The 24,207-nt window shown below is 48.5% G+C and carries 13 protein-coding genes; 12 read left to right on the top strand and 1 reads right to left on the bottom strand.

Annotation, left to right across the window (positions count from 1 at the left end):
* Nucleotides 1–8: 8 nt before the first annotated feature.
* From KG007_RS08730 to KG007_RS08720, 3 genes are all read left to right on the top strand, one after another.
* Entirely contained in the window at nucleotides 9–4,376 is a 4,368-nt protein-coding gene (locus KG007_RS08730; protein WP_213348220.1) for a DUF6443 domain-containing protein, read from the top strand.
* An 11-nt stretch (nucleotides 4,377–4,387) separates the two neighbouring features.
* Nucleotides 4,388–4,846 carry a hypothetical protein gene (locus tag KG007_RS08725; RefSeq protein WP_213348218.1) on the top strand — a complete coding sequence of 153 codons (459 nt, stop codon included), beginning with the start codon at nucleotides 4,388–4,390 and terminating at the stop codon, nucleotides 4,844–4,846.
* Between the two features lie 195 nt (nucleotides 4,847–5,041).
* A complete protein-coding gene (locus KG007_RS08720) occupies nucleotides 5,042–5,500 on the top strand; it encodes a hypothetical protein (RefSeq protein ID WP_213348216.1) in 459 nt (152 codons plus the stop codon).
* A 450-nt stretch (nucleotides 5,501–5,950) separates the two neighbouring features.
* On the opposite strand, the gene KG007_RS08715 is transcribed toward KG007_RS08720, so the two are convergent.
* The gene (locus KG007_RS08715; protein ID WP_213348215.1) at nucleotides 5,951–6,616 is read right to left on the bottom strand and encodes a hypothetical protein; all 666 of its coding nucleotides are present in this window, start codon (nucleotides 6,614–6,616) and stop codon (nucleotides 5,951–5,953) included.
* A 1,025-nt stretch (nucleotides 6,617–7,641) separates the two neighbouring features.
* Here KG007_RS08715 and KG007_RS08710 point away from each other — a divergent pair.
* The 9 genes from KG007_RS08710 to KG007_RS08670 all read left to right on the top strand — a co-directional run bounded on the left by KG007_RS08710 (nucleotide 7,642) and on the right by KG007_RS08670 (nucleotide 24,125).
* Nucleotides 7,642–8,061, top strand: a complete 420-nt coding sequence (locus KG007_RS08710; RefSeq protein ID WP_213348213.1) for a PcfK-like family protein — start codon at nucleotides 7,642–7,644, stop codon at nucleotides 8,059–8,061.
* 538 nt (nucleotides 8,062–8,599) lie between these two features.
* The gene (locus tag KG007_RS08705; RefSeq protein ID WP_213348211.1) at nucleotides 8,600–10,240 is read left to right on the top strand and encodes a DUF6377 domain-containing protein; all 1,641 of its coding nucleotides are present in this window, start codon (nucleotides 8,600–8,602) and stop codon (nucleotides 10,238–10,240) included.
* Nucleotides 10,241–10,558: 318 nt separating this feature from the next.
* Nucleotides 10,559–11,530 carry a radical SAM family protein gene (locus tag KG007_RS08700; protein WP_213348210.1) on the top strand — a complete coding sequence of 324 codons (972 nt, stop codon included), beginning with the start codon at nucleotides 10,559–10,561 and terminating at the stop codon, nucleotides 11,528–11,530.
* A gap of 22 nt (nucleotides 11,531–11,552) precedes the next feature.
* Entirely contained in the window at nucleotides 11,553–13,172 is a 1,620-nt protein-coding gene (locus KG007_RS08695) for a sulfatase family protein (protein WP_213348208.1), read from the top strand.
* A 41-nt stretch (nucleotides 13,173–13,213) separates the two neighbouring features.
* A complete protein-coding gene (locus KG007_RS08690; protein ID WP_213348206.1) occupies nucleotides 13,214–14,587 on the top strand; it encodes a sulfatase family protein in 1,374 nt (457 codons plus the stop codon).
* Between the two features lie 30 nt (nucleotides 14,588–14,617).
* Nucleotides 14,618–17,824 carry a SusC/RagA family TonB-linked outer membrane protein gene (locus tag KG007_RS08685; protein WP_213348204.1) on the top strand — a complete coding sequence of 1,069 codons (3,207 nt, stop codon included), beginning with the start codon at nucleotides 14,618–14,620 and terminating at the stop codon, nucleotides 17,822–17,824.
* An 18-nt stretch (nucleotides 17,825–17,842) separates the two neighbouring features.
* Nucleotides 17,843–19,720: a RagB/SusD family nutrient uptake outer membrane protein gene (locus tag KG007_RS08680; RefSeq protein ID WP_213348201.1), complete on the top strand. Its 1,878-nt coding sequence runs from the start codon at nucleotides 17,843–17,845 to the stop codon at nucleotides 19,718–19,720.
* A 114-nt stretch (nucleotides 19,721–19,834) separates the two neighbouring features.
* Complete coding sequence (locus KG007_RS08675; protein ID WP_213348199.1) at nucleotides 19,835–21,886, top strand: fibronectin type III domain-containing protein; 2,052 nt, start codon at nucleotides 19,835–19,837, stop codon at nucleotides 21,884–21,886.
* A 13-nt stretch (nucleotides 21,887–21,899) separates the two neighbouring features.
* Complete coding sequence (locus KG007_RS08670) at nucleotides 21,900–24,125, top strand: fibronectin type III domain-containing protein (protein ID WP_213348197.1); 2,226 nt, start codon at nucleotides 21,900–21,902, stop codon at nucleotides 24,123–24,125.
* Nucleotides 24,126–24,207: the final 82 nt, after the last annotated feature.

Below are 24,207 nucleotides of genomic sequence, written 5' to 3'. Positions count from 1 at the left end.
TCAGAGCCATGAAAAAGATCGTAAGTTTATTTTTGTTCCTGTTCGTGCATTCAATCGTATCTGCCGGAAATCTCTCGTTTACATTCGGAGATATCGCCCATATCATCGATGTGTCGCCTCCTTTCGTGGCCCGGGCCGGTGGTACGGTGGTTATGTCCTTTGAAGTCACCCGGGAGAAGGATTTTCAGATCGGCAGCGATATCCAGAATATTATTAACACACATGTGTGGTCATCCGGAATCGTCTGTTCGCAGGTGCGCAAAGCCGGAGGCTCCTCCGATTATGCAAACTATGAAGCCCGGCTCGAAATCGGAGCCATCACAGTCGAGGAATTCCGGCGGGAAATTACGTTCCGTGGAGCCGAAGATCGTGATGCTGTCGTCGTGTCGCAGGGTGGTGAAACCCTTCAGGGAACGATTTCGGGCGATAATTGTGAAAATATGTTTCCGGGGCAGCAGTTTAATATCATTGTCAGCGATGCGGAGGTTGGTGCATGGTATACGCTTTACAGGTGTGAGGGGACTGAGGTGCTGGAGGTCGAAACGAAGAATGCGAATAAGAAGACCTTCTATTTTAGCGTAATCGATTGCCCCGGCACGTATGTCGTAGGAAACGGAGCTTCATGGTGTGAAGGAGTGGTCCATGCCTATGAGGCCGTTATCTTTTCTCCGAATTTTTTTAGATCCGGCTCGATGACGGGGGAAATCGAACTTCCGGCCAACGGAGGGGTATATTCCGGAATGTTCGAAGCAAAGGAGGAGATCCCAGCCGAAGTAACCGAGTTTTACATGGGAATGCTTTCCGGGGAGTTTACGAATTTGTGGAACGAATATCTCGGGTTTGCGCTTGTCGGATTCAGTGAAGATCATACGCGAATGTATTACCGGATCGAATGCGGACCTAACGTTTCGGACAGTCCGCGTATCGGAGATACGCAGTTTGTGTATAAAAACGGGGATTTCGAGACGACGATAAAATTCGTTCAACCCGAAGGCGGCGTCCTGGTTCCATACCGGGTTACCTCCCGGACGGATGCCGGTCGTACGGCCTTGACGGTCTGTCTCAGCGGGTCACAGCCTGCGGTTACATATTATTTGCGCGACGATGCGGGAGCGAGAATCCGCACCCTCGAAGGAACGGGCAAGCCGTTGCGTTTCGAGGGGGTGGATACTACGAACGTCTATACGGTTCTGGCCCGTTATCAGGATATGGAAAACTTTGCAGAACTGGAAATGATCGGTAAGGCGCGGATGCCTGTTCGGTTGCCTGATTTTGACAGCGAAGATCCGCATGAGTCTGAGAATTATGTGCGAGCTTATTCGTTTACATCGGATAGCGGGGATTATATTGTCGATGCAACGTATTATAACGGCCTCGGTTATCCGCTTCAAACCGTTCTCGGCCGGGCATCGGGAGATGGTTTCAAAAATATTGTGACGCCCATCTATTATGACAATATGCTGAATCCCGAGGTGCGCGTCTGCCTGCCTTATGCCGTCGAGGCCGAATGTGTTTTGATCGGGGATAATCCCGAAGAGGCGCAGCCCGGATTTTACGATCAGTTGTATGGCCCGGAAGAAGGCGGATATGCGTATGTCGCGAATGAATTCGAGGCTTCCTCCCGCGCCCGCATCCTACGGGCGATGAATGCCGGCCGGGTGTTCCGCGATCATGCGAAATATGCGGAGCATTCGTATGGATTTAACGCTGAAAACGAAGTGTGCGATATGGCCGGTAATCCGTACCCTGCAAATGCGCTGTTGAAACATGTCGTAAAAAATGAAGACGGTAAAATGTCTGCTGAGTTCAAAGATATGACGGACAAAATCCGTGTGCAGCGGGAAATGGATGCGAATGGAAATACGGTTCGCGATGTCCATTATGCTTACGACGTTCTCGATCGGCTTTCGTCGGTCAGTACCGGGTTTATGTATAAATACGACAGCTTGGGCCATATTGCAGAACGGAGAATCCTCGGTGCGCGGGATGAAATCGATATTTACGACGACGAAGACCGGATTGTTTACAAAGGAACCCGTGGCACGCATTTCAAATACGAATACGATGATTTCGGCCGGATAGCGAACATATATGCCAAACCCGGTATCTGGTATAATTATGATTCGATGATGGATTCGTTGTCGCGCTGTGCTCCTGGCGAGCATCCCATTCTGAATTTTGGAGGAACGCTGATTTCCTCCTATGAATACGGAACCGTGCGAAGCGGCGAGTTGGCTTTTCTTCCTGTCGAAGGGGTTGTTTCTCAGGATGATTTGAGTGAAAAGGTTCGCGGCCTGAAAACCTATGAAAAACAACTGGTGGTTCGGGACAGTACGCTTTTGCCGGAATTGCCGGAATATGTGGAGCGGGCTTATTATTACGATTATAAGGGCCGTGTGGTCCAACGGGTCGAGAAAACCCACCTTGGGAGTATTTTGCGCACGAGCTATAAATACGATTTTGTGGGTAATACGTTGGTTTCGGATGAACTGCATACCAAAGACGGAGAGTTCGACGACGGAATACGAATATCCTGCACATACGATTCCCGGAACCGTATAACTCAGGAGTCGGCCGAGATGCGGAATGGCGGTAATTCACTCGTTTCTTACGAATACGACGACCTGGGGCGGTTGGAGCGGAAAATCTATTACGTCGACGGCAATGTAATTCCCGAAACGTATGATTACAATTTGCAGGGGTGGCAAACCCGTCGCCGAAGCGATTATTTCGATCAGCAACTGATCTACTACGACACGGTGGGACAACTACCCACATTGCCCCTGTATTCCGGAAACATAGCGGGTGTTCAGTGGCAGCACAGGGATAAATCGAGCTATGCCTACGTTTTCCAATATGACGGACAGGACCGGCTGTTGAGTTCGAATTTGTACAGCGGCGGAATGGATATTCCCGAACGGGATGATTACTGCGAATATTTCGATTATTATCCGGATGGGAATGTAAAGGCCGTCCGGCGTTATAACGGTGACAGCGATTGTATCGACGATTTCTCCTTTACGGCAGGAAATCGACCCGGGCGGTTGACGGATCACGCTCACGATGATACCAGTTATCCGCTGAGTTACGACGAACGCGGCAATCTGATCCGGGATGAATATAATAATTTGGAATTGAACTATAATTTCCTTAATTTGGTGTCCCGTACTACAATCCAGACAGAGGGCGAGACTGCAGTCGATTATTATACTTATCTGGCCGACGGAACTAAATGCGGGTTGATCGGTAATTACGATCTGGGCTACGATTATGTGGGTTCTTTGGTATATCGCAATAATGAAGGTTTGCGGAGTTTCGAGAGCGCACCTTTCGGTTCCGGTCGTTTTCGGGGTGTGGACCGAGGTGGTTCCCGGCAGGCTGTGCCGTTGTATTTTCTGCAGGATCACCTGGGCAGTACGCGTGTGGTCGTCGACGGATTGCAGGTCGATGCAACATTCGATTATTACCCTTACGGCATGTCATGGACCGACGCCGGGCATCCGGTTTCTGACAATAATTACCTGTTCAACGGAAAGGAGTGGCAGGCCCAGGACGCAATAAACCTGTACGATTACGGAGCTCGCTTCTATCAGCCCCGTTATGGCAAATGGTTATCTGTCGATCCGCTCGCAGAGAAATATTATCCGGTCAGTCCGTATGCTTATTGTGCGGGAAATCCCATAAATCATATTGATTATGAGGGGAGATTGATTGGTTTTTACGTTGCGAGTCGAAGTGGTGATATTGTCAATATCCCCGGTGATCAGGATTTGTCGTCCGTTGGCTATCACTATTTAGGTTCGGATGATGCTACGGTAGGTGAAATCAGGGACAATTATGCCGCTTACCAAGCCCGACAGGAAAAGGGCAAGGCTATGATGAGCATTTTCTCTCCGGATAATATGGGCGCAATTTTGGGGATCGCAATGGGTGCAGGCGAGGCTCCTCAAAGGACGATGCATTCGGTCCGGAGATTGGCGACTTCAACTTCATCCAGCGTATGGAAATTGCATCCTTTTGAACGAGGTTGGGCGATAGAAAAGCAATTGGGCGGCTGGGGAAATAATTTCCCGGTTATTGATAAGTTTGAGAAAGGTATTGCGACAAGTATCAAAAGTCTGGACTTGAATGCAAAATCATACCAAAATTCAAACAGGGTGTTTAATACACTCAAAAGGTATATAGATGATTTAGTCGGATTCAATGGAGCTACTTGGAGGACCATTAATGTCAGAGGTAGCAAGATTGTTGGGAAACAGTTGGATCTGGCATTGCCCTCAGGGAGCGGTAGTGCTGCTCAATGGGAGCAAATTCAGCAGGCTATGGAATATGCATTGCAAAATAATATTAACATGACGATTAATTTTATAAAATAATCTGACTTATTATGGCTGATAATTATGTTAGTAAATCCGTAACCTTATATAGGGATGCAAAAAACAATCTATATTGGTTGTTCCCGAAGAATACGATAGAACGAGGATTTTATATTCTAGGTTTACCGGCGAAGAAATTCGATGTGGTCTCTACGGATTGTATGACGTTGATCCATGAAGCGTTGGATCTGATGCAATATTGCCGGAGTGTGACTTATCATGACGCAATGCAAGAGTTGAAAGCGCGATTTAAAAAAGAGACCAAATTATGGTATAGTTCTTTGGGATTACAGAAAGCATCATCGGCAATATTGGAGATTTATTGTGAGGATGATGAATTTAGCATAGATATTTACTCTGTGAAAAAAGAAGAACAGGGCACGTATAAATGTACGATAAAACGATCCTTAGAAGCGTCTCATGAAGAATTTGCCGAAGCATTGAAAGAAGCATTTGATTTCTATAAGTGACGTAATCACTATTTTTCGCTTCTGCCTACCGTGGAACCGTTGTGCAAAGACGGCGTAAGCCTGAAAAGGATCTTTCGTATCAATGATTCTTTCGGGTGGATAACGATGAGGCATCTTCCATTAGCGGGCTATGAAATACGCTTTACAAAATAATATTAGCATGACGATTAATTTTATAAAATAATCTGACTTATTATGGCTGATAATTATGTTCAAAAATCCGTATCCTTATATAGAGATACAAAAAATAATTTGTATTGGTTATTCCCGAAGAATACGATAGAACGAGGATTTTATATTCTAGGTTTACCGGCGAAGAAATTCAATGTGGTCTCTACGGATTGTATAACGTTGATCCATGAAGCATTGGACCTGATGCGATACTGTCGGAGTATGACTTATGACAATGCGACACAAGAACTGAAAGCCCGGTTTAAAACGGAGGTTAAATTGTGGCCTAGCGTGTTGGGGTTACAGAAAGCATCATCAGCAGTTTTGAAGATTTATTTGACAGATAAAGAATTCTGTATAGATGTTTTCTCGGCAAAAAAGGAAGAACGAGGCGCTTATCAATGTACGATAAAACGCCCGTTGGAAGCGTCTCATGAAGAATTTGCCGAAGCATTGAAAGAAGCATTTGATTTCTATAAGTGATACCGTTAGATTGGAATCCTGCTGATTTTCAGCAGGATTCTTATTCTTGAATGTAGAAAAATCGATTGATATAACGTTAGGTGCATTGATTGTCGATATAGCGTCGTTATATACAATCGCACCTATGGAACCCTCTTGTTTCCTAATTGGATGTGGTGGATATCAGGGACTTTTGGCCACTTTATTTTACTTTTGTGGTTTCCGTTCGGGGCCTTTTTTCGCAAACGGGGCGAAACTGTAAAATCCAGATGGCAAAATGAACCGGTCGATTTACGGCTGAAACAGGGATATCTTGTCGTATTATACTATGTTATCGTTTGGGGTGTCTGGGTCGCTACGATTCCCCTGAACGAGGCCTGGTTCTGTTAATGACTTCGTTCCTGCGCTTCGAATCCTGCCGATTCCGGCAGGATTCGTTTTTCCGATTTATGTGTTGAAGAGGCGCTATTCCTACTCCAGATGCCGGTTCCATAAAGGCGGATTCTTCCATTTCGGAAATCCCTTGCATTTTTTGATTTTTAAAACATAGTTTAATTCTTGATAGTAAAAAACATCTATCCACGGACTATCCGAAAGAGGTAACGTTATTTTAAACAGGTTGTTACCAGGATTCCGAACTGTATATATCGCGGTTCGGATCTGATCGTTGTTCAGAAGTGGGGCATATTTATCCGTATTTGCATCAGCAACGAGATTGAATGATTGAAAATCATAAATATTTTGTAGCGAGACAGCTAATTGCTGGCCGTTGAATTTATATTTTTCATCTCCGACGCATAGCCATATTGTTATGTCGGGATACACTTTGTCCATCAAAATAAATTGAAGACTATCGACCGGGCTTTTTGATTCGGTGACATCTATCGGGATATTCTGGTGCGTATAGTCCGAGGTCAGCCTGATGTGTTTGTTATCGATAACTTCCCATTTTGCAAAGCCTTCCTGTTTTGGTACTCCCCATCCATATTCCCGATGATATGAAACGGTACTGTCGGATAAAAAGGTCAGTTCACTCTGCCAGTTTTTGGGTTGTATATACGTTTTACCGACGAAATTCGGCATTTTGCAACAACTTGAAAGTACCATGCACAGTAAGAAAAAAGCGTGTTTTTTCATCTTATTCGTATTTTTTGTATAAATCCGGATTGAGACTCGATTCCGATGGAAGTGACCGAAAAACGACCGCCGTTAAAAGCTGGGCTTTCCAACGATAAATCTCCGTTCCGGGAACTGTATACCAAAGAATCGAGGTAATAAAGCCTGTTGCCGTCGGCATCCGTCGCCGAGGGTTTCGTACTATCCGAAAGATACGAATATTTTGTTGCGATTGTATTGCTGCGAAGCTCTTTTTCGATAGATTCAGAACCGGAGTTTGATTTCTGCATGGCGTAAAAACAAAAAGACCATCGAAAGATGGTCTTTTTTAACGCGTGGAGAATACCAGGGTCGAACTGGTGACCTCTTGCATGCCATAGTAGAGCTTAAAATGAATATATATATAGTTTATAATCAATATTTTACTGCTTTGAATATTTTGTATCCGTAAAACAATCGTGAAACATCTTTTTTATATAAAATGTTAGTCTGATTATCTGTAAATGGTATTCAAGACAGATGGTATGTGATATTTTATGAAGCGCAGATAAAATTATCTACGCTTTTTTTGTAGCCAAAATTTATTTTCTTTTGTAATAAATCCGCGTTAAAGCGGACCCGGCTATGACCGGTTGCCGGAGGATCACCGACTATATCGCCCTGCGGATCAGCGATCCTAATGCACGGCCTCTGAGCCCCCTGAACTCGCGCAGCCCGGCGACCATGCCGCCGTGCCCAGCTCGCGGCCGACAGCGATCGGCAAGCGAACTCGTCGTCCGGGGGAGAGCGGTATTACTCACTCACAACATAGATGCGAAGGTAGCCGAAATCGCGGCGACAACGCAAGGATCGGCCAGCACTGGCTGGCCGTCCGGAGGTCCGGTGCAGAAATATTGGTCCGCTGCGCCCGACGGCACGCCGTCGGCAAATATTTCCTTCCGTCTCCTTGCTCCAGTTCGCCGTGATCGGCTGTGCTTGCATCACTGTTCTGAGCGTTTCAGGCAGTTTGAACTCCAGCGCAGGAGGATAAAGTCTGCACATATCGTATGAACGGATCTGAAAGATTCAAGCAACGCATTCAAGCGTATTTGGAAGAATTGTCCGAAGTGGATGAGCGGTTCGCCGTGAAATTCTGGAATCCGAACAAGAAGATCGACGACTGCATTACCTACATTTTGAACTGCGTAAAGCAGTCGGAGTGCGCGGGCTTTGAAGATGATGAGATCTTCAGTATGGCTGTCCACTATTTTGACGAGGAAAACATCGACATCGGCAAACCCTTGCAATGCGATGTTCGCATCGACCATGCCGTCGAGCTGACCGAGGAGGAAAAGGCGCAGGCCCGCCAGGCTGCTATGAAGCGTGCCGAGAACGAGGCCTACGCTAAACTTACGCAGTCCAAGAAAAAGAAACTGGTCGCGCAGCCGGAACCCGCCGAGAAAGTCGAACAAGCCAGCCTTTTCTGACATGAAAGCGAAAACGAAACTTCAGCAGCGTATCTACTCCTTGAGCCGGCGTCTCGCGCCGATCTCGGAGAGACAGAAAGAATGGGCCTTCCAGCATTGCTTTGACCACTATGGACGCCGTACCAACGAAAGGTTCGGTTTTAGTAGGAGAAGTATTATGTATAAGGGCGTAAATGTCTTATTTACTGGTGTTTAATTCCCTGTTCTGCATATGCTCCGAGCAATAAAACAGCAAATGCGGGCAGGTTTAACGGTAAGTTGTGTTACTTATCCGTTACCTGCCCGAAATGCTTTGATTTGCATTAAGGTGTTTGTTTTCAGATTCTTGCATTGAATTTCCGCATACCAAATAACTTGACTTAACGTTTAACAAATCCTCAAAGTTCAAGTTTTTATGCAACGTAGCACTTTCAAAGTCCTTTTCTATTAGAACAAATAGTTATCTTTGTAGTGTTGCCCAACACAATCCCGACCGTTTTATGGGCGAGAACCGAAGACGGGTTTCTGAATTATATATTTCGACATTGCCAAATTATCTATGAGAACGAAAGTAGTTATAGTATTGTTGTTATTGGTTGCCTTTGGTTCTGCCTTGTTCTACGGCATGGCAAACCGACGTGTCGCAGATGATAAGGATATTGATTCACTGCTTATAGTGCTGGATGCAACAATTAAAAACAAGTCTACTTATATACAGTTGCGACAAAACCGTATCGATTCTCTTAAAAGAAAGCTTGCCAAAGAAACACGAATAGAGAGGCAGTATGACCTGTGTCACAGCATATACAACGACTATTTCGACTTTCAGAACGATTATGCGATGGATTATGTGGTCCGGATGTGTGAAATAGGCAAGTTGCTGAAAACAACGAATCCCGAATATCTTCTCTCTGCACAGATCGACCAAGCCAGTTTGCTGCGTTACACCGGTCAGTTGAAGGAATCGATTGAGATCCTGAATGAGGTCATGAAGCACAAACTTCCGCGACCGCTTTATCTGAAATATCTTTCAGAGCGCATCACGAATTATACGTTTTTACGAGACAATACCAGTAGTAACGAATATGATACGCACTATAATAAGATGGTTGAGGTCTACAGGGATTCGCTCTTCACATATATCGATCCTAATGATGGGTTACTGTTTCGTGTAGACCGTTTTCTGACACAACAAAATCCTGAAAAAGGTCTTGACCTCCTTCTTGAAAATTACAACAAACTCAATCCGCTTTCAAAGCGAGCCGGCACACTGGCCTACAAGATAGCCACGTGCTACAAGGCTATGGGTGATGCAACTAATACCAAACGCTACCTTGTCCGTTCCGCTATTGCCGACCTTCAAAACGGCGTGCGCGGTTACAAGTCATTGCAACATCTGGCTTCGGTCATGTATAACGATGGTGATATAGACCGAGGCTATTACTATATTAAGTGTTCAATCGAGGATGCTATCATGAGCAGCGCCCGTATCAGGGCTCAGGAAGCGGCAAAAATGTTTGTATTGACGGATGAATCGTATAAGCAAAAGATTATCCACCAAAAGCAGGAGGTGATTGTTTACCTGTGTATAATAGGTGTTGTCGGAGTGTTGCTTCTCTTCTCTCTGATGGCTGTCAGTTCGCAATATTCCAAGTTGCTGATTACGAAGCGCAATCTTGACGAAGCGAACCGTGTAAAAGAGGTCTATTTAGGTGTATTCATCGAGGAGTATTCAAACTACCTCTCCCGCATGAACTCCTACCGAATGAAATCCTTCAAGTTGGTAAAGACGGCCAATTTGTCGACGATGGAACAATTCCTCGATGAGGCACTCAATACAACAGCACACTTGAAAGAGTTGTATCGTAAATTCGATGCCACGATTCTCCATATATTCCCCTCTTTCCCCGAAGAGTTCAATCGGTTGATGACTGATATGGAAGAAGATAAGGACCAAAAACCGAGTGGCGAAAAATTGACCACGGAACAACGTATTGCCGCAGTTATCCGTTTGGGAATAACTGACACCGAGAAGATAGCTCTGTTCCTCCATTACGCCATCCGCACGGTCTATAATAATCGCAGTCAAATGCGTATGAAGGCCAAAAATCCACAAACCCTTGATGAAGACATTATGCGGATTGGTCTTGCTCCTCGGTCATCCCGTAACTTTATAAGCCGATGGCTGAAGCGTGACTGACTCATACGCTTGTAATGGGCTTCCCCTCCCATCGGCCGAGCGTGCAACAATACTCACATCGAGGCTTGCTATTTACCAACACCCTCTTGTGTTATGTGTGTAATATGCGTGTAATCAGAGCATTGTATTGTACATGCGTTTACTTACTTTTTGCGACCGTTTGTAAGCACCCCTCTTATTTATAGTTTTGTATCACTGGCTTCAATACACCAGTGATATATTTTTTTATTCCGTGCTATTCAGATCATAATGCTTATACGTACGATAAGGCAAAATGGTTCACAAATACAGAATACCAACTTGAAAAACTATACGAAAATGAGACGTGTCGGACACTTTTTGAAACTGATTGCGATGAGTTGTATAATGCTTGTCCAACTTAATGGAGTTACCGCCCAAGAGGTTGCAAAACCGCAAAAAAAGAGCCATGAGAAGAGATATATTCGCCTTATAGCTCTTGCAGACCCCTTTGCGAAGAATCACTGGATGGCCAACAAGGCACACGGATTGGCGAAGGACTACACAGCGCAGGATATTCTGGAAATGATAGAGGAGCTGAATCCAGACTGCCTGGAGCGTTTTATCACGGGCTACCCCGACCCGGACGGGCTGGTTCCTGTTCGAGAGGGTTGTGAACCGATGACTGTACTGGAATTCCTCAATGCGGCGATACTGGCCGGAGGAGAAGGTTGTCATATTATCCCGAAGCTCAATCTGCAATGGCTACAGAACGACCGTGGCGCAGCCTATTTCTGGAGGGCGGCCGAGTTGCTCTACAAACTTCCTCTTGTGAAACCCATTCGTAACATTAATCTCGATGTCTGGGACATCTATTGCAAAGAGATCGATATTACACCCAAGGAGCGGGCACGCCTTTTCAAACGCTTGCGCAAGATCGGTTATGAGGAGATAGGGGTGAATCTGACCGGTTTGTACCGAGTGAATGATCCTCAACTGGATTATGCTGATTTCAATATCGACAAACACAGATGGGAGATAAACCGGGACGCATTGAATATGCTTAAGGGATATCCTAATCTGAAAGAGTATTTCATGTATATCGATTATCCCGGAGCCATGGATGCTTTCAGGCTCAATTCTCCCGACAGGCAGGCTCAGATTTACAGCGAAACAATCTATCCTGCTCAGGCGGAGTTGGACTTCACGTTTGTCTATCCCATCATTCAGGATTCGTGGGATGCCAGCGCCGTTTCCACCAGTAAAGATGGTCCTTACAAAGGAAAGACGATGTACGAGATTACAAAAGAACTGCTTGACGGCAAAAAATAGACCTTAAAAATACCTATATAACATGAACCGTAAACTGATAATGATATCTCCGCTTGTTGCCGGCCTCGCATCCTGCTCCAATACAGCAGCAGACGATAGCTCTGACAAGGTGAACATCATCTATATTATGACGGATGACCACTCCTATCAGACTTTGAGTGCCTATGGCAGTGCCGTTTCCCAGGTGGCTCCGACGCCCAATCTCGATCGTCTGGCAGCCAGCGGAATGCTCTTCACGAGGGCTTATGTTGAGAATTCAATCTCCTCACCCAGCCGCGCCACATTGCTTACAGGCTGTTACAGCCATCAGCACGGTCAGATAAAGTTGGGACGCTCGACATTCGACCCCGAACAGCCGGTATTCCCTGCTCTGTTGCACGAAGCCGGATATCAGACCGCACTCTTCGGCAAGTGGCATCTCAATGTCGATCCGCGCGGTTTCGATCACTATAAAATCCTCAATGGACAGGGTACATATTACGATCCCGAATTCCGCACTCCCGAGAGTAACGGATTTGTACGCGAAGATGGTTATGTTGCCAGCATAATCACGAACGATGCCATAAACTGGCTTGAAGAACGTGACCGAAACAAGCCCTTCTGTCTGATGGTGCATCACAAGTCGGTGCACCGCAACTGGTGTCCGGAGATGAAGTATCTCGACCTCTATTCCGATACCGTTTTCCCCGAACCGGCGACCCTGTTCGACGACTATGCAACCCGTTGTGATGCCGCACGCACGCAGACGATGACCATCGAAAAGGAGATGACGCTCGCAAGCGACCTGAAAGTCTGGCAACTCCAGCCGAAGGATGAAAGGAAGAATGACCTTGCACTCGAATTTTCACGCCTTTCGCCCGAAGAGCAGAAACTCTTTATGGATGCTTACGGTGCAGACAATGAGGCTTTTTTGGCCAACCGTCCCGAAGGTGCGGAGTTGATACGTTGGAAATACCAGCGCTACCTGCGCGACTATCTGCGTTGCGTGCGCTCGCTCGACGATGAAGTGGGACGTTTGCTCGACTACCTCGAGGCAAACAATCTGCTCGACAATACTATGATTGTCTATACCTCTGATCAAGGTTTCTATATGGGCGAACACGGTTGGTTCGACAAGCGTTTCATGTATGAAGAGTCGTTCCGCACTCCGCTCATAATCAGCTGGCCGGGACATATCTCCCCGGGGAGCCGTTGCGATGCCCTGGTGCAAAATATCGACTATGCTCCCACGCTGCTCGATGTGGCAGGCGTCGATATCCCCGACCGGATGTGCGGAGTTCCCCTGTCGCCACTCTTTGGCAACGGACAGGCTCCCGATGATTGGCGCGACGAACTCTATTACCATTATTGGGACTATCCTGCAATCCATAATGTTCGTCGTCATGACGGCATCATAACCGGGAACTTCAAATTGATACACTTCAACGACCTGGGTGGTGGAAACAACCGCAAGGATGCGCCCATTGATGCGTGGGAGTTCTATGATTTGAGCCAGGATCCCTCGGAGTCGAACAATATCTATGGGAATCCGGATTATGCCGAACATGTCGCCGAGCTGAAAAAACGGTTGTCCGCCAAGAGGGATGAACTTGGCATTGATGAATCAAAATTCAATTTGGAAGCTTGGAACAAGCGCAAATAATATGAAATAAATTCAAGTAAAAACGACTGAAACCCGAGAAAATGAGCCAGGTATTATTCAACAGATTGACAGGTATGACCATGTGCCTGACCGTTCCTGCAACGCTTGCTGCTCAGGAAAAGCAACCTCTCGAGAAGCCCAATGTGCTTATAATTTATACCGACGATATGGGCATTGGTGATGTCTCGTTTGCCAATTCGGGCTGGGTGAAAACCCCGAATATCGACCTGATTGCACAGGCCGGAATAGTCATCGACCAATACTACTCCGCAGCCCCCGTAAGTTCTGCGTCCCGTACAGGTATCACCACGGGGCAATACCCGCTTCAGTGGGGCATCAATTCGTTCCTTGCCACGCGGGCCAAGAATGCGGCAATGGAGCAGTGCGATTACCTTGATTCAAATGCTCCGTCGATGGCAAGGGTGTTTCAGGAGAACGGTTATGCCACCGGCCATTTCGGAAAGTGGCACATGGGAGGCGGACGCGACGTGACAGACGCTCCACAGATTACAGAATATGGTTTTGACGAGTATAAATCAACCTATGAAAGCCCCGACCCCGATCCGCGCATCACGAGCGGCAACTGGATATGGCAGAATTCGGACGAAATCAAGCGATGGGACAGAACAGCCTATTTTGTTGATCTGACTCTCGACTTTCTTAAACGCCATAAGGGAGAGCCCTGTTTTGTGAATTTCTGGCCAGACGATGTACACACACCCTGGGTGTTTGGAAAAGATGCGCAAGGTGAGGGAAGACGCAAAAATTGGGAGACTCAACCCTATTTTGAAAAAGTACTGGCTGAATATGACCGTCAAATAGGACGACTCATGGAGGGGCTTGAAAAGTTGGGGCTAGCGGATAACACCATTGTTATTTTCACCAGCGACAACGGCCCTGCCCCGAGTTTCCAACAAGTACGCACAAATGGACTGCGTGGTCAGAAAAACTCCCTTTATGAAGGCGGTATCCGTATGCCCTTTGCCCTGCGCTGGCCTGCAGCCGTCAAGGCCGGGCAAAAAGATACGTCGAGTGTAGTTACGGCCCTCGATCTTTTCCCTTCGCTTTGTGCCATGGCCGGCATTCCGCTGCCGAAAGGATACAAGCCCTGTGGCGAGGATATGAGTCGGGCGCTGACAGGGCAGGGTGCTGTGCGCCAAAAAGATATGATGTGGGATTTCGGGCGTAACAACGCCTTTGCCAGGCCCAAAAACGATAACCGCAGTCCCCATCTGGCCATACGTCGCGGAGATTGGAAGATGCTGATGAATTCCGACGGCAGTCAGGTGGAACTCTATAATTTGGCCGAGGATGTTAATGAAAGGCACAATGTAGCCTCGGAGCATGCATCTCTGGTCAAACAACTGAAGCGCGAACTGCGAAAATGGTGGAAGACACGCAAAAAGCCCATTTAGAACAAACCAACATAACCTAAATTAACCTACATGAACCTTTTTACAATTACGAGCAGAAAATTGCTCTGCAATGCAATCTTATTGCTTTGCTGTGTGCTCTTCGGCTTATCCGCCGCAGCCCAAACAAGGGCGTTGACGGTCAAGGGTAAGGTTGTCGATGAGGAAGGAAATCCCATGGCCGGAGTCTCTATCGTTGAGGAAAACACCTCAAACGGCGTGACATCCAATAACAAGGGAGATTTTTCCATGAAAGTTTCCAAATCAGATGCCGTTCTCTTGTTTTCGTTTATCGGCTACGAGACGCTTCACGTAAAGGTGGCAGGACGCACGACTGTGAACGTGACACTCGCCGAAAGCGACAACCGTCTGGACGATGTAGTCGTAATCGGTTACGGAACAGCCCGCCGCAGTGACCTTACCGGATCGGTGGCATCGCTCTCTTCGGAGGCCTTCGCTGACAAGATGATTACGAGTATGGAGGATGCTCTGCGTGGCCAGATTGCCGGTGTGCGGGTTCTCTCCAATGATGGCGCTCCGGGTGAGACTCTCAACATCCGCATCCGCGGTACAGGCTCGCTCAACGCCAGCAACTCTCCTATCTATGTGATTGACGGAATCATGATGGAAGAGGCACAAATCAACCCCGGTGACATCGAGTCGATGGAGATTCTGAAAGATGCTTCGGCAACCGCCATCTATGGTGCAAAGGGAGCCAACGGTGTGGTTATCATCACCACAAAACGGGGAAAGGAAGGAAAAGCCCGCGTGAACTTCAGTGCCAACGTCACCGTCCAGCAGCCGGTACGTTTATTGGACATGATGAACTCCTACGAATTTGCCTCGATGCTCAGTTGGGGAGATTTCGAGTATCTCAAATACGACAAGCCGAATAAAAATTTCGGCACTTCGGCTTTCCGTATTCTCAAGGATGGAGATGGTAACTACTGGAAGTGGAACACGACAGGCAGATGGTCGTCCAACAAGGAGATGTACAACGACCCTACGTCGAATTATATCGATACCGATTGGCAGCGTGCGATGTTGCGCAATACGGTGATTCAGGATTATCGTGTCAATTTGACCGGTGGCGACAAGAATAACAACTATGCCGTTATGGCCGGTTACTACAACCAACCGGGAAGTATCCGATACAGTGATTTCGAGCGCTACTCTCTCCGTGCCAACTACGAACGTACGCTCAACAAACGAGGTTCCAAGTTTGGATTGAACATCAACGGTATGCGTTCTGCACAGAACGGTGTTGCTAATGGTAACGCCGGTGTTACGATGAACATGTTGAATCAGGCCCCCACGAAGCAACTCTCATCCGGAGACTGGGAAGCGGAGGGTAACGAGGACCAATTCATCAACAACAACCCTCTCTATCAGGCACGACGAATCAAACGTGAGACGAAACGAACCAGCGCCACTCTGCGTGCCTATGTCGAAGCGGCAATCACGAAGGATCTCAAACTGCGTATTGCCGGTAACCTCGATTTCAACGAGCGTCGTAATGAGGAGTATTACCCCAAGGATGTTGCCGGAGGCCGTAACGTGAATGGTAAGGCAATCGTCAACAACAGGTCGGCATTCGCCTGGAACAGCGAGAACCTGATTACCTATGCTCCCAAGCGTTGGGGACGTCACAAGTTCGACATCATGGGCGGTTTCATCATGGAGGAGTCGCAGAGCAAGCAACTCAACAACGAAGTGCAGAACTTCGTCCTGGAGGGTCTTAATACCGGTTCGTTGCAGGACGGTCTGATAGCCATGCCGCCCACGACGAACAACATAAAGTCACGAATGGTATCCTTCCTCGGACGTACCAACTATTCGTATGACGACCGCTATCTTTTTACCGCCACGATTCGTTACGACGGTGCTTCACGCTTCGGAAGCGGCAATAAATGGGGTATGTTCCCCTCCGCAGCTTTCGCGTGGAGAATTTCAAACGAACGGTGGTTACGCAATGTCAGAGCCATTTCCGATTTGAAACTCCGTCTTTCGGTGGGTGCAACAGGCAATGCGGCGATTCCGGACCTTCAGACCCTCGACCTTATGTCGCGAGTACTCTATCCGGAGGATGGCAGCAACGCGGGGTACGGTATCGGAACCGACCGTCCCGAAAATTTCGATTTGAAGTGGGAGTCATCCGTACAGTATGACGGAGCCTTGGATTTCGGATTCTTCAACAACCGCTTGTCGGGTACTGTGGAACTCTACTACAAGCAGACCCGAGATCTGCTCTTCGAGCAGCCGCAGATGTCCCATTTCGGTTACAATACCAGTTGGAGCAATATCGCCTCTGTGGACAACAAGGGTTTGGAGATTACGCTCAATGGCTTGATTGTCAGTGCCAGAAAGGTGAATTGGCGAATCAGTGCGAATATCGCTTTCAACCGTACGAAGGTTCGTTCGTTGGGAGGGGCTAACGAAATGATTCTAAGCCCCGGCTCGGCATCAGAGTGTACCAATTTCGGTATTCTTCGGGTAGGTTTGCCGCTTGGTAATTGGTATGGCTATCGCACCGATGGTGTATGGAAGAGCCAACGCGAGATAGATGCCCTGCCTGACACCTATGCCTCGATGGTGACTTTGCGTGACGATATGCGTCCCGGTGACACCAAATTCGTCGACAGCAACAACGACGGTACAATCAACGAATTAGACCGTGTAATTCTAGGCAATTCGCAACCTAAATTTACGGGTGGTCTTACCAATGTCGTACGTTTCTACGGCTTCACCTTCACGCTGGGTCTGGAATACAGCCTCGGAGGCAAGATATTCAATGCCACGGCCCGTAGCCTTACCCAACTCAACAGTAACGGTGGTCGCAACCAGCTGGCATCAGCCGGCAACCACTGGTGGCCGACCCTTTATGACACCACCACGGGTGAGGTTGTCATCAAGGGTAATGAGAATGGTAAGCTCCGTATGCCCAAAATGCAATGGGAGCAGTATTGTACGGACCGTTTCCTCGAGGACGCTTCCTATTTGAGAATCGACAATATCTCGTTAAGCTACGATTTGCCGAACAAAATCGTCAAAGCCCTGAAGATGAGCCAGATTTCGCTCTTCGTTTCCGTGCGTAACGCTTATGTATTCACCAACTATACCGGTTATGACCCGGATACGAGCGTTGGTTCGGGTATCTATGCTGACCTCTTGCCGAAACTCGATGCCGGTTCTTATCCGCGCATGCGGAGTTTTACTGTAGGTGCAAATCTTACATTTTAATTGATAACAATTACAGATATGAAAATCAATATAATATCTTCCATAAAAGGCTTTATTGCGATGGCTGCGATGATGGTATTCTCCACATCGTGTACTTCTTGGCTTGAAGAGGAGTCACTCTCCAAGTATGCCATGCGTGATTTTTACAATAATATGGATGAATTGAATGCCGGTTTGCTGGGCGTTTATCACAACCTGCGTTCCATCTATATGAACGATTCCCGCACTCTTGGTGCCGTCGGAACAGACGAAATCTATGTCAGCATGGCTAATAACACCCAGTCATTGGCCGACCGTTACGAACACTCGTCGAGTTACACGCCTATAAGCCAAACCTGGCGTTTCCACTATCAGGTTATCCAGCGTGCGAATATCATCATCAACCGCGCTCCGACTGTTCCCGGAATAACCGAAGAGGACAAAAACCGTGTCATTGGCGAGGCGAAGACGATACGTGCTTTCTGCTATTTTCGCTTGGTACAGTTCTTCGGTCGCATCCCCTTGATTCTCGATGAGACGGAGGGGGACGATTTTAATTTCAACGCCGTGCGTGAGCCTATCGAGAAAATTTATCAGGTAATCTTTGACGATTTGGCATTTGCCACGCAAAAGGGTGTACTGCCCGAATCGTGCCATCCCTCTCATGCAAGTATATGGACAGCCAAAGGCTTACTTGCCAAAGTGTTCCTTACGCTGGGTACTTCGATACTGCGACGTCCGCAACCCATCGACGAGTATCGGACCCTCCCCTGGGACCCGGAGATACTCTTTGCCAACTGCCGTTCGCTGTGCGATGAAATCATTGCCTCTGGTGCATACTCCCTGATGCCGAATTACAGCGACATCTTCCTTATCACAAAGAAGAACTGTGCGGAGTCGATGTGGGAGTTGCAGTTCAGCAGCGAATCCAACATGGGCAGCAATTGGTCCAAGCTCTTCGGCGTGGTTCCCGAAGGTAATAACAATGCCAACCAGACCAATTGCCTGGTAGGTCAGAGCACATATCGTCCTGTTCCGGGTTTCTACCGCTACTTCAGGTTGGGAGATTCGCGCCGCTTGTGGAGCATCGCCGACTATCGCGTGACATTCGAGAGCGGCACTTTGCTTCCCAAATCGCTGAATTACATCAGCACTCAAAAGATTAATAACACCAATGAACCCGTGAACCTCGATTCCGACGATCCCGATTCACTGCAACGCAGTCTGCTCAGTTCGGCGGCTATGAATATGGGTGTCAGCAAGTATCGCTGGGGTATAAGCAGCGACCCCTCGACCTATTGGCAGGAGGAGATGGAGTTCGCCAACAACAACTGCCCCAACAATCTGATTCTGATGCGTTATGCCGATATTCTGCTCATGCGCATCGAGGCAGACATTCTCTACAATCATGGCGTCGCTACCCAAGAGTCACTCAACATCATGAACACCATGCTGCTGCCACGAGCCCGGGGTGTGAACGAGGCTACCGGTCAATTCTATACCGAAGCGGAAATGCTTGAAAAGACAATGGCACCTTACGAGGCGATTGTCGAACAGGCAAAACTGGCTGTGGAACAGGACCCCTCCAATGCGGAGCTGCTGGCACACCTGGAATGGGCAGAAAAGGATTGCGATGCAAAGCGAGCCCGTTGTCTGGTGGACTACACGGTTGAGACACTAACCTACGACGAAGTGCTGACACAGCGTGCCTGCGAGTTGTGCTTTGAATTCCAGCGTTGGTTCGATCTCTCGCGTACGGGACAGCTGCACACGCTGGTACCCAATCGTCTGTTGAGTTCATCGAGTCTGCTTCCGCCGCAATTCGACTTCAACCGCCACTATTTGTTCCCCATACCGATTCGCGAGATTGATATGGCGGCCAACAAGGAAACCTTTTACCAAAACCCGGGTTATTAATATCATAAGGCTATGAAAAGATATTTGTATTATACATTGGCAATCCTCGCTTTGTGGGGATGCGCGGAGGATGAGGATTTGAGTGGTGTTTCCTCCTCTGCCGAGATTGTTACTTTGCAGGCAAAAGATGTCTTCTACGACAGTGCCGTCCTTCAAGGACAATACACCTCCACACCAAAAGGTGCGTCGGCTCTGGGATTTGTATTCTCGGAGGACCCGCTTACGGATACCAACCCCGGAACGGAATATCTGGCAGATGGTGTCAACCCCGGTATCTTCTCTCTGCGCGTAAAGGATCTGGAACGCAAGAGCGACTATTACGTAAAGGCTTTTGTTGAGCATACATCGGGTGAGCGTGTTTTCGGCCGCGAAATCCGCTTCATGACCGACTCGATTATGATTGTTGCTCCCGGCAAACCGACCGGAACCGTCACAGCGGTCGACGGCCGTACGGTCTCTGTCGAGTCGAAGGCCTCCACAATCGGCGACGAGGCTCTGACCAATGCAGAGAAGAGGCTCGCTGCTGTGAAACTGGCCGACTGCGGTATCTACTACTGGCTGGAGGGTGATGTCGAGGAGAGCGCACAATTCTACTCGATTGGTGAGGCTGTCGCCTCATCCTATGCCGACCCGAAGGCCAAGATTACATATACGCTGGAAAACCTCGAACCCAATACGACATACAACTACCGTATTGCGATTCGGACACTCGTAAATTTCAATTCAGGCAAGTGGTTTTCCTATGGCGAAGAGGTGAAGTCCGACCAGGCTGCTTTCCGCACCGCAGAGCTTGAGCTTCCCGCTGCTACGACGTTGGAAGCGATGGATATTACGCCGACATCGTTTACGGCCCACGGTATGCTCGATGACAACGGCAAGGACCCGCTGGTGAAGTATGGCATCGTGTACGGCACAAGTGCGGATAATTTGGAAAACAGCCTCTATGCCGACAATCTTTCGGCAGGAGTAGTCAAGCTGTTCAGCCTCTTTATTCAGAATCTTACACCCTCGACGACCTACTATTTCAGCTCCTTTGCAGAGAACAATGCGGGTCGTGCTGTCAGCAGCATCGTGAAGAGCTTCACGACGGCCGCTCCCGGTGTCCCTGTTTTGGGCGACTATCCCTATGAATATGATTTCCGCGTGAAGCACTTCTCAACCTCATCGCTCCGGTTGCGCGCCAAAATGATCTCCGATGGCGGTGACGTCGTTACCTCGAAGGGCTTCTACTGGGGTCTTACACCCGATGCCGTGACCAACAAGCTGGAGGTGACAGCAGAGGCAGCTCTTGACGGTATGTATAACGCTTTCTCCGCCGAACTCACATCCGTAGAGGGTGGAGGAGTCGTTTACTACAAGCCCTTTGCAGTCAATAGCAAGGGTGAAGCTGTTACGGACGCGGTATACGCGGCACACACGGCTATCAATGGCGGAAAACTCTATTGTTTCGATGCCTCGAAGAGACTCACGCCGACCTATAACAACATGATTTTGAGTAATACCGACCTGCTCTATTACGAACTCGACCCCGTTACATCGTCGACTGCCGTCTACTACATACTCGACCGCAATATCGGAGCTACAATGCCATACGGCGAATCGTTCTATAACAAATCTTTCGCCCAGTCGGCAGAGTATCCCGAGCTCTTCGAGGCAGCCGGTTACTACTATCAGTTCGACCGTCCGATTCCTTCTTCGACGCCCGACATGAAAGTCACCGGCCAGATAACGGCATCACCTCACAACTGGACCAATACGGCATCCTATTTCACCGATCCGGTGATGAATGAAACGGGAACGACTTGGGAACAGAAGGTCTGCCCTCCGGGTTATGACCTGCCGACGCAGGAGGAGATGACCGACATTCTTGCGACTCTCCAACCGATTGAAGCCGACCAGACCATGCCCAAACTTTTTAAGGCCATGCGTTTCGGAGCAACAGGAGGTCGTACCCATGCCAATGGAAACCTGCTCAACAACACCGACCCCACGGCTTGTGAAATCTGGCTTAAGGGTCCGCATCCTACCGGCAATAAAGAGGGAATAATCATGCGTATCAAGACGCCGCCCACAGGTACGGTTGCCTTTGGCAATGCCAACCGCTACTCCGCCCGACCGGTAAGGTGTATCCGCAAGGAAGAGATTACAACAGAAGAGGACATTTAAGAAGTAACCAACCATGAAAAATAGATTTTTATTCATCCTGTTTGCTGCGGCCGCTCTGATGATGTGGTCATGCAGCGATGACACTACGGATGGTGAGCAGGTCTGGAGCGCGGCTTCAGTCGAAACATTGGCTCCCGTGAGTGTATCTTTGGAAAATGCCGTATTGCAGGGACGATTGCGCCAAAACAGCGAGACGGTTGCCTGTCGGGGTTTTCTGTTCTCCAACTCCGCGATAGATCGGGAACAGGCTGCGAGCGGCAATTTCGATCCTGATGAAGTTACGCGCATTGATGTCGAAGGTGTTGAGGACGGTCTGTTCGATTGCACGCTCAAAGATCTTGAAATCGGAACACCCTGTCATTATGTGGCTTTTGTCGAGCTGTCTGACGGCACATGGCGCATCGGCGAGGAAATGAATTTCCTGCCCGACTACCTCGATGTCGAGTCCGCAATGCCTCCCGTTGCGAGTGCAGCTGTCGAGAGTTATAAGGAGGCAACCGTAACTCTGAAACTCGGCAACTTCGGAACCGACAATCTGATGGGTCTCGAATCGCAGATGTTCAAGGTTTACGACCTGGGTGTCTACTACTGGAAGGACGGCGAAGGTTCGCTGGAAACGGCAACCAAAACCTCCTACAACGCCACCGAGGAGGAGAAGCAGGCACTAACCGAAGGCGAGAGCATCACCGTGTCCGTTCTGGGACTTCGCGGAGCCACAACTTATAACTATGTACCCTATGTTCAGATAGGCATCTATCGCCCCTATGCCGATTACGTCTACCTGATGCCTGAAGCCATTGGTAATAAGGACTCTTTCACCACCGCACCGACACCTCCGGCCATGGTATCGAGCCTTGAGGCTACCTCCGTTACGACCCGTACCGGAAAGTTGAACGGTAAAATCGACTCCGATGCCGGTGATGAAAATGCACGTTTCGGATTCTGTTTCTCGACGAGCGAGAGCGATTTGGAGGAACATGTCTACGAGGTCACCGAGTGCGACGAGGCAGGTCTGTTCGTCTATGCCCTTGAAGGATTGGACTTCAACACGACCTACTACTACAAGAGTTGGGTTAGTGTCCGCGAGGGTGAGCCTGACGCCGAGACAGCCTATGGTGCTACGATGTCTTTCTCGACCATGGATTTAAGCATTCCCGCAGTGGAGTTTACATCCTTGAAGTATGACTATCGTGTGGCAAATGTAACCCCGACTTCGGCACTCGTCACCTGTGTGCTGACAGCCGGTATCGACACCTCGCTGGATCTTGCCTCTTGCAAGGTTTACTGGGGAACTGCTCCCGATGCTCTCACCAATGTGGTTGTTACGTCGGATACGGAACTTGTCGATGACAACTCCTTCACCGTGTTGCTCACCGGTCTTACTCCCGGGACTGTTTATTGGGTTCGCCCCGAGGCCACGAATGACAAGGGTACAAGTGTCTACGACAAGGAGGCTTCGTTCCGCACACCTGTCACAGGCCGCGAGTATCTCTTCGATGTGAATATTTCGGACCCCTATTTTGTGAACCGCACATCGTCGACCGTGAAAGATTGCACCGACTTGGTTTACCACGAGCTCGACCCGATCGAGGGAACATCGGGCATCTATTACCTGCTCGACCGCAACCTCAACTCGCGTGCACCTTACACGCAGGCAGAAGCGGAAGATTCGCTCGACCCGAAAAACAATACTTTGGACAAGACCTATCTGTGGCAAAAGGCCGGAGGTCTTTATCAGTGGGGTTATACAACGCCGTCCTACACATGGAATATGCCTGCCTGGACTCAGCTTACGCCTTTTGGATGGACAACTGCCATCAATATCAATAAGACCGGTTCGGCATGGTCGGAGAATCCCTGCCCCGCAGGATACGATATTCCGACCAAGGCTCAATGGAAGGATATGATCGAGCGTGTTACAGGTAAAACACTTGTGGAAAATACAGTTCCGACAACCAATATTGAATCCGCCATAACACTCACCGATGTTTGGAGCGCGATGCGTATGGGTCCCACCTCTGCACAGAGGGGTAACAACGGTAATACCGGTGGTAATGAATGCGGTCCGACGGCTGCCTTCATGCACACGAAGGACGGATGTGTTAACGACGCAGGAAAGGTTGGCCTGCTGCAAATTGGCCAAGGTGCAACAGGTAACGCCAAGTCACAAACCATATTCGGATTCCATGCCCGCGAACACTCTAAGGCCATCCGTTGCGTGAGAGTCGAGGCAAAGTAAAACAAAATAAAAACCGATTATTCGAAAAACAACCCTGTTGCCATCCGTTGTGTAAGAACGATAAAAAATTGGATACTCATCG

This window comes from Alistipes montrealensis (genome assembly GCF_018362775.1).
Lineage (GTDB): Bacteria > Bacteroidota > Bacteroidia > Bacteroidales > Rikenellaceae > Alistipes > Alistipes montrealensis.
Note: the sequence above shows the minus strand (reverse complement) of the source record. Positions and strands in the feature narration are given on the sequence as shown.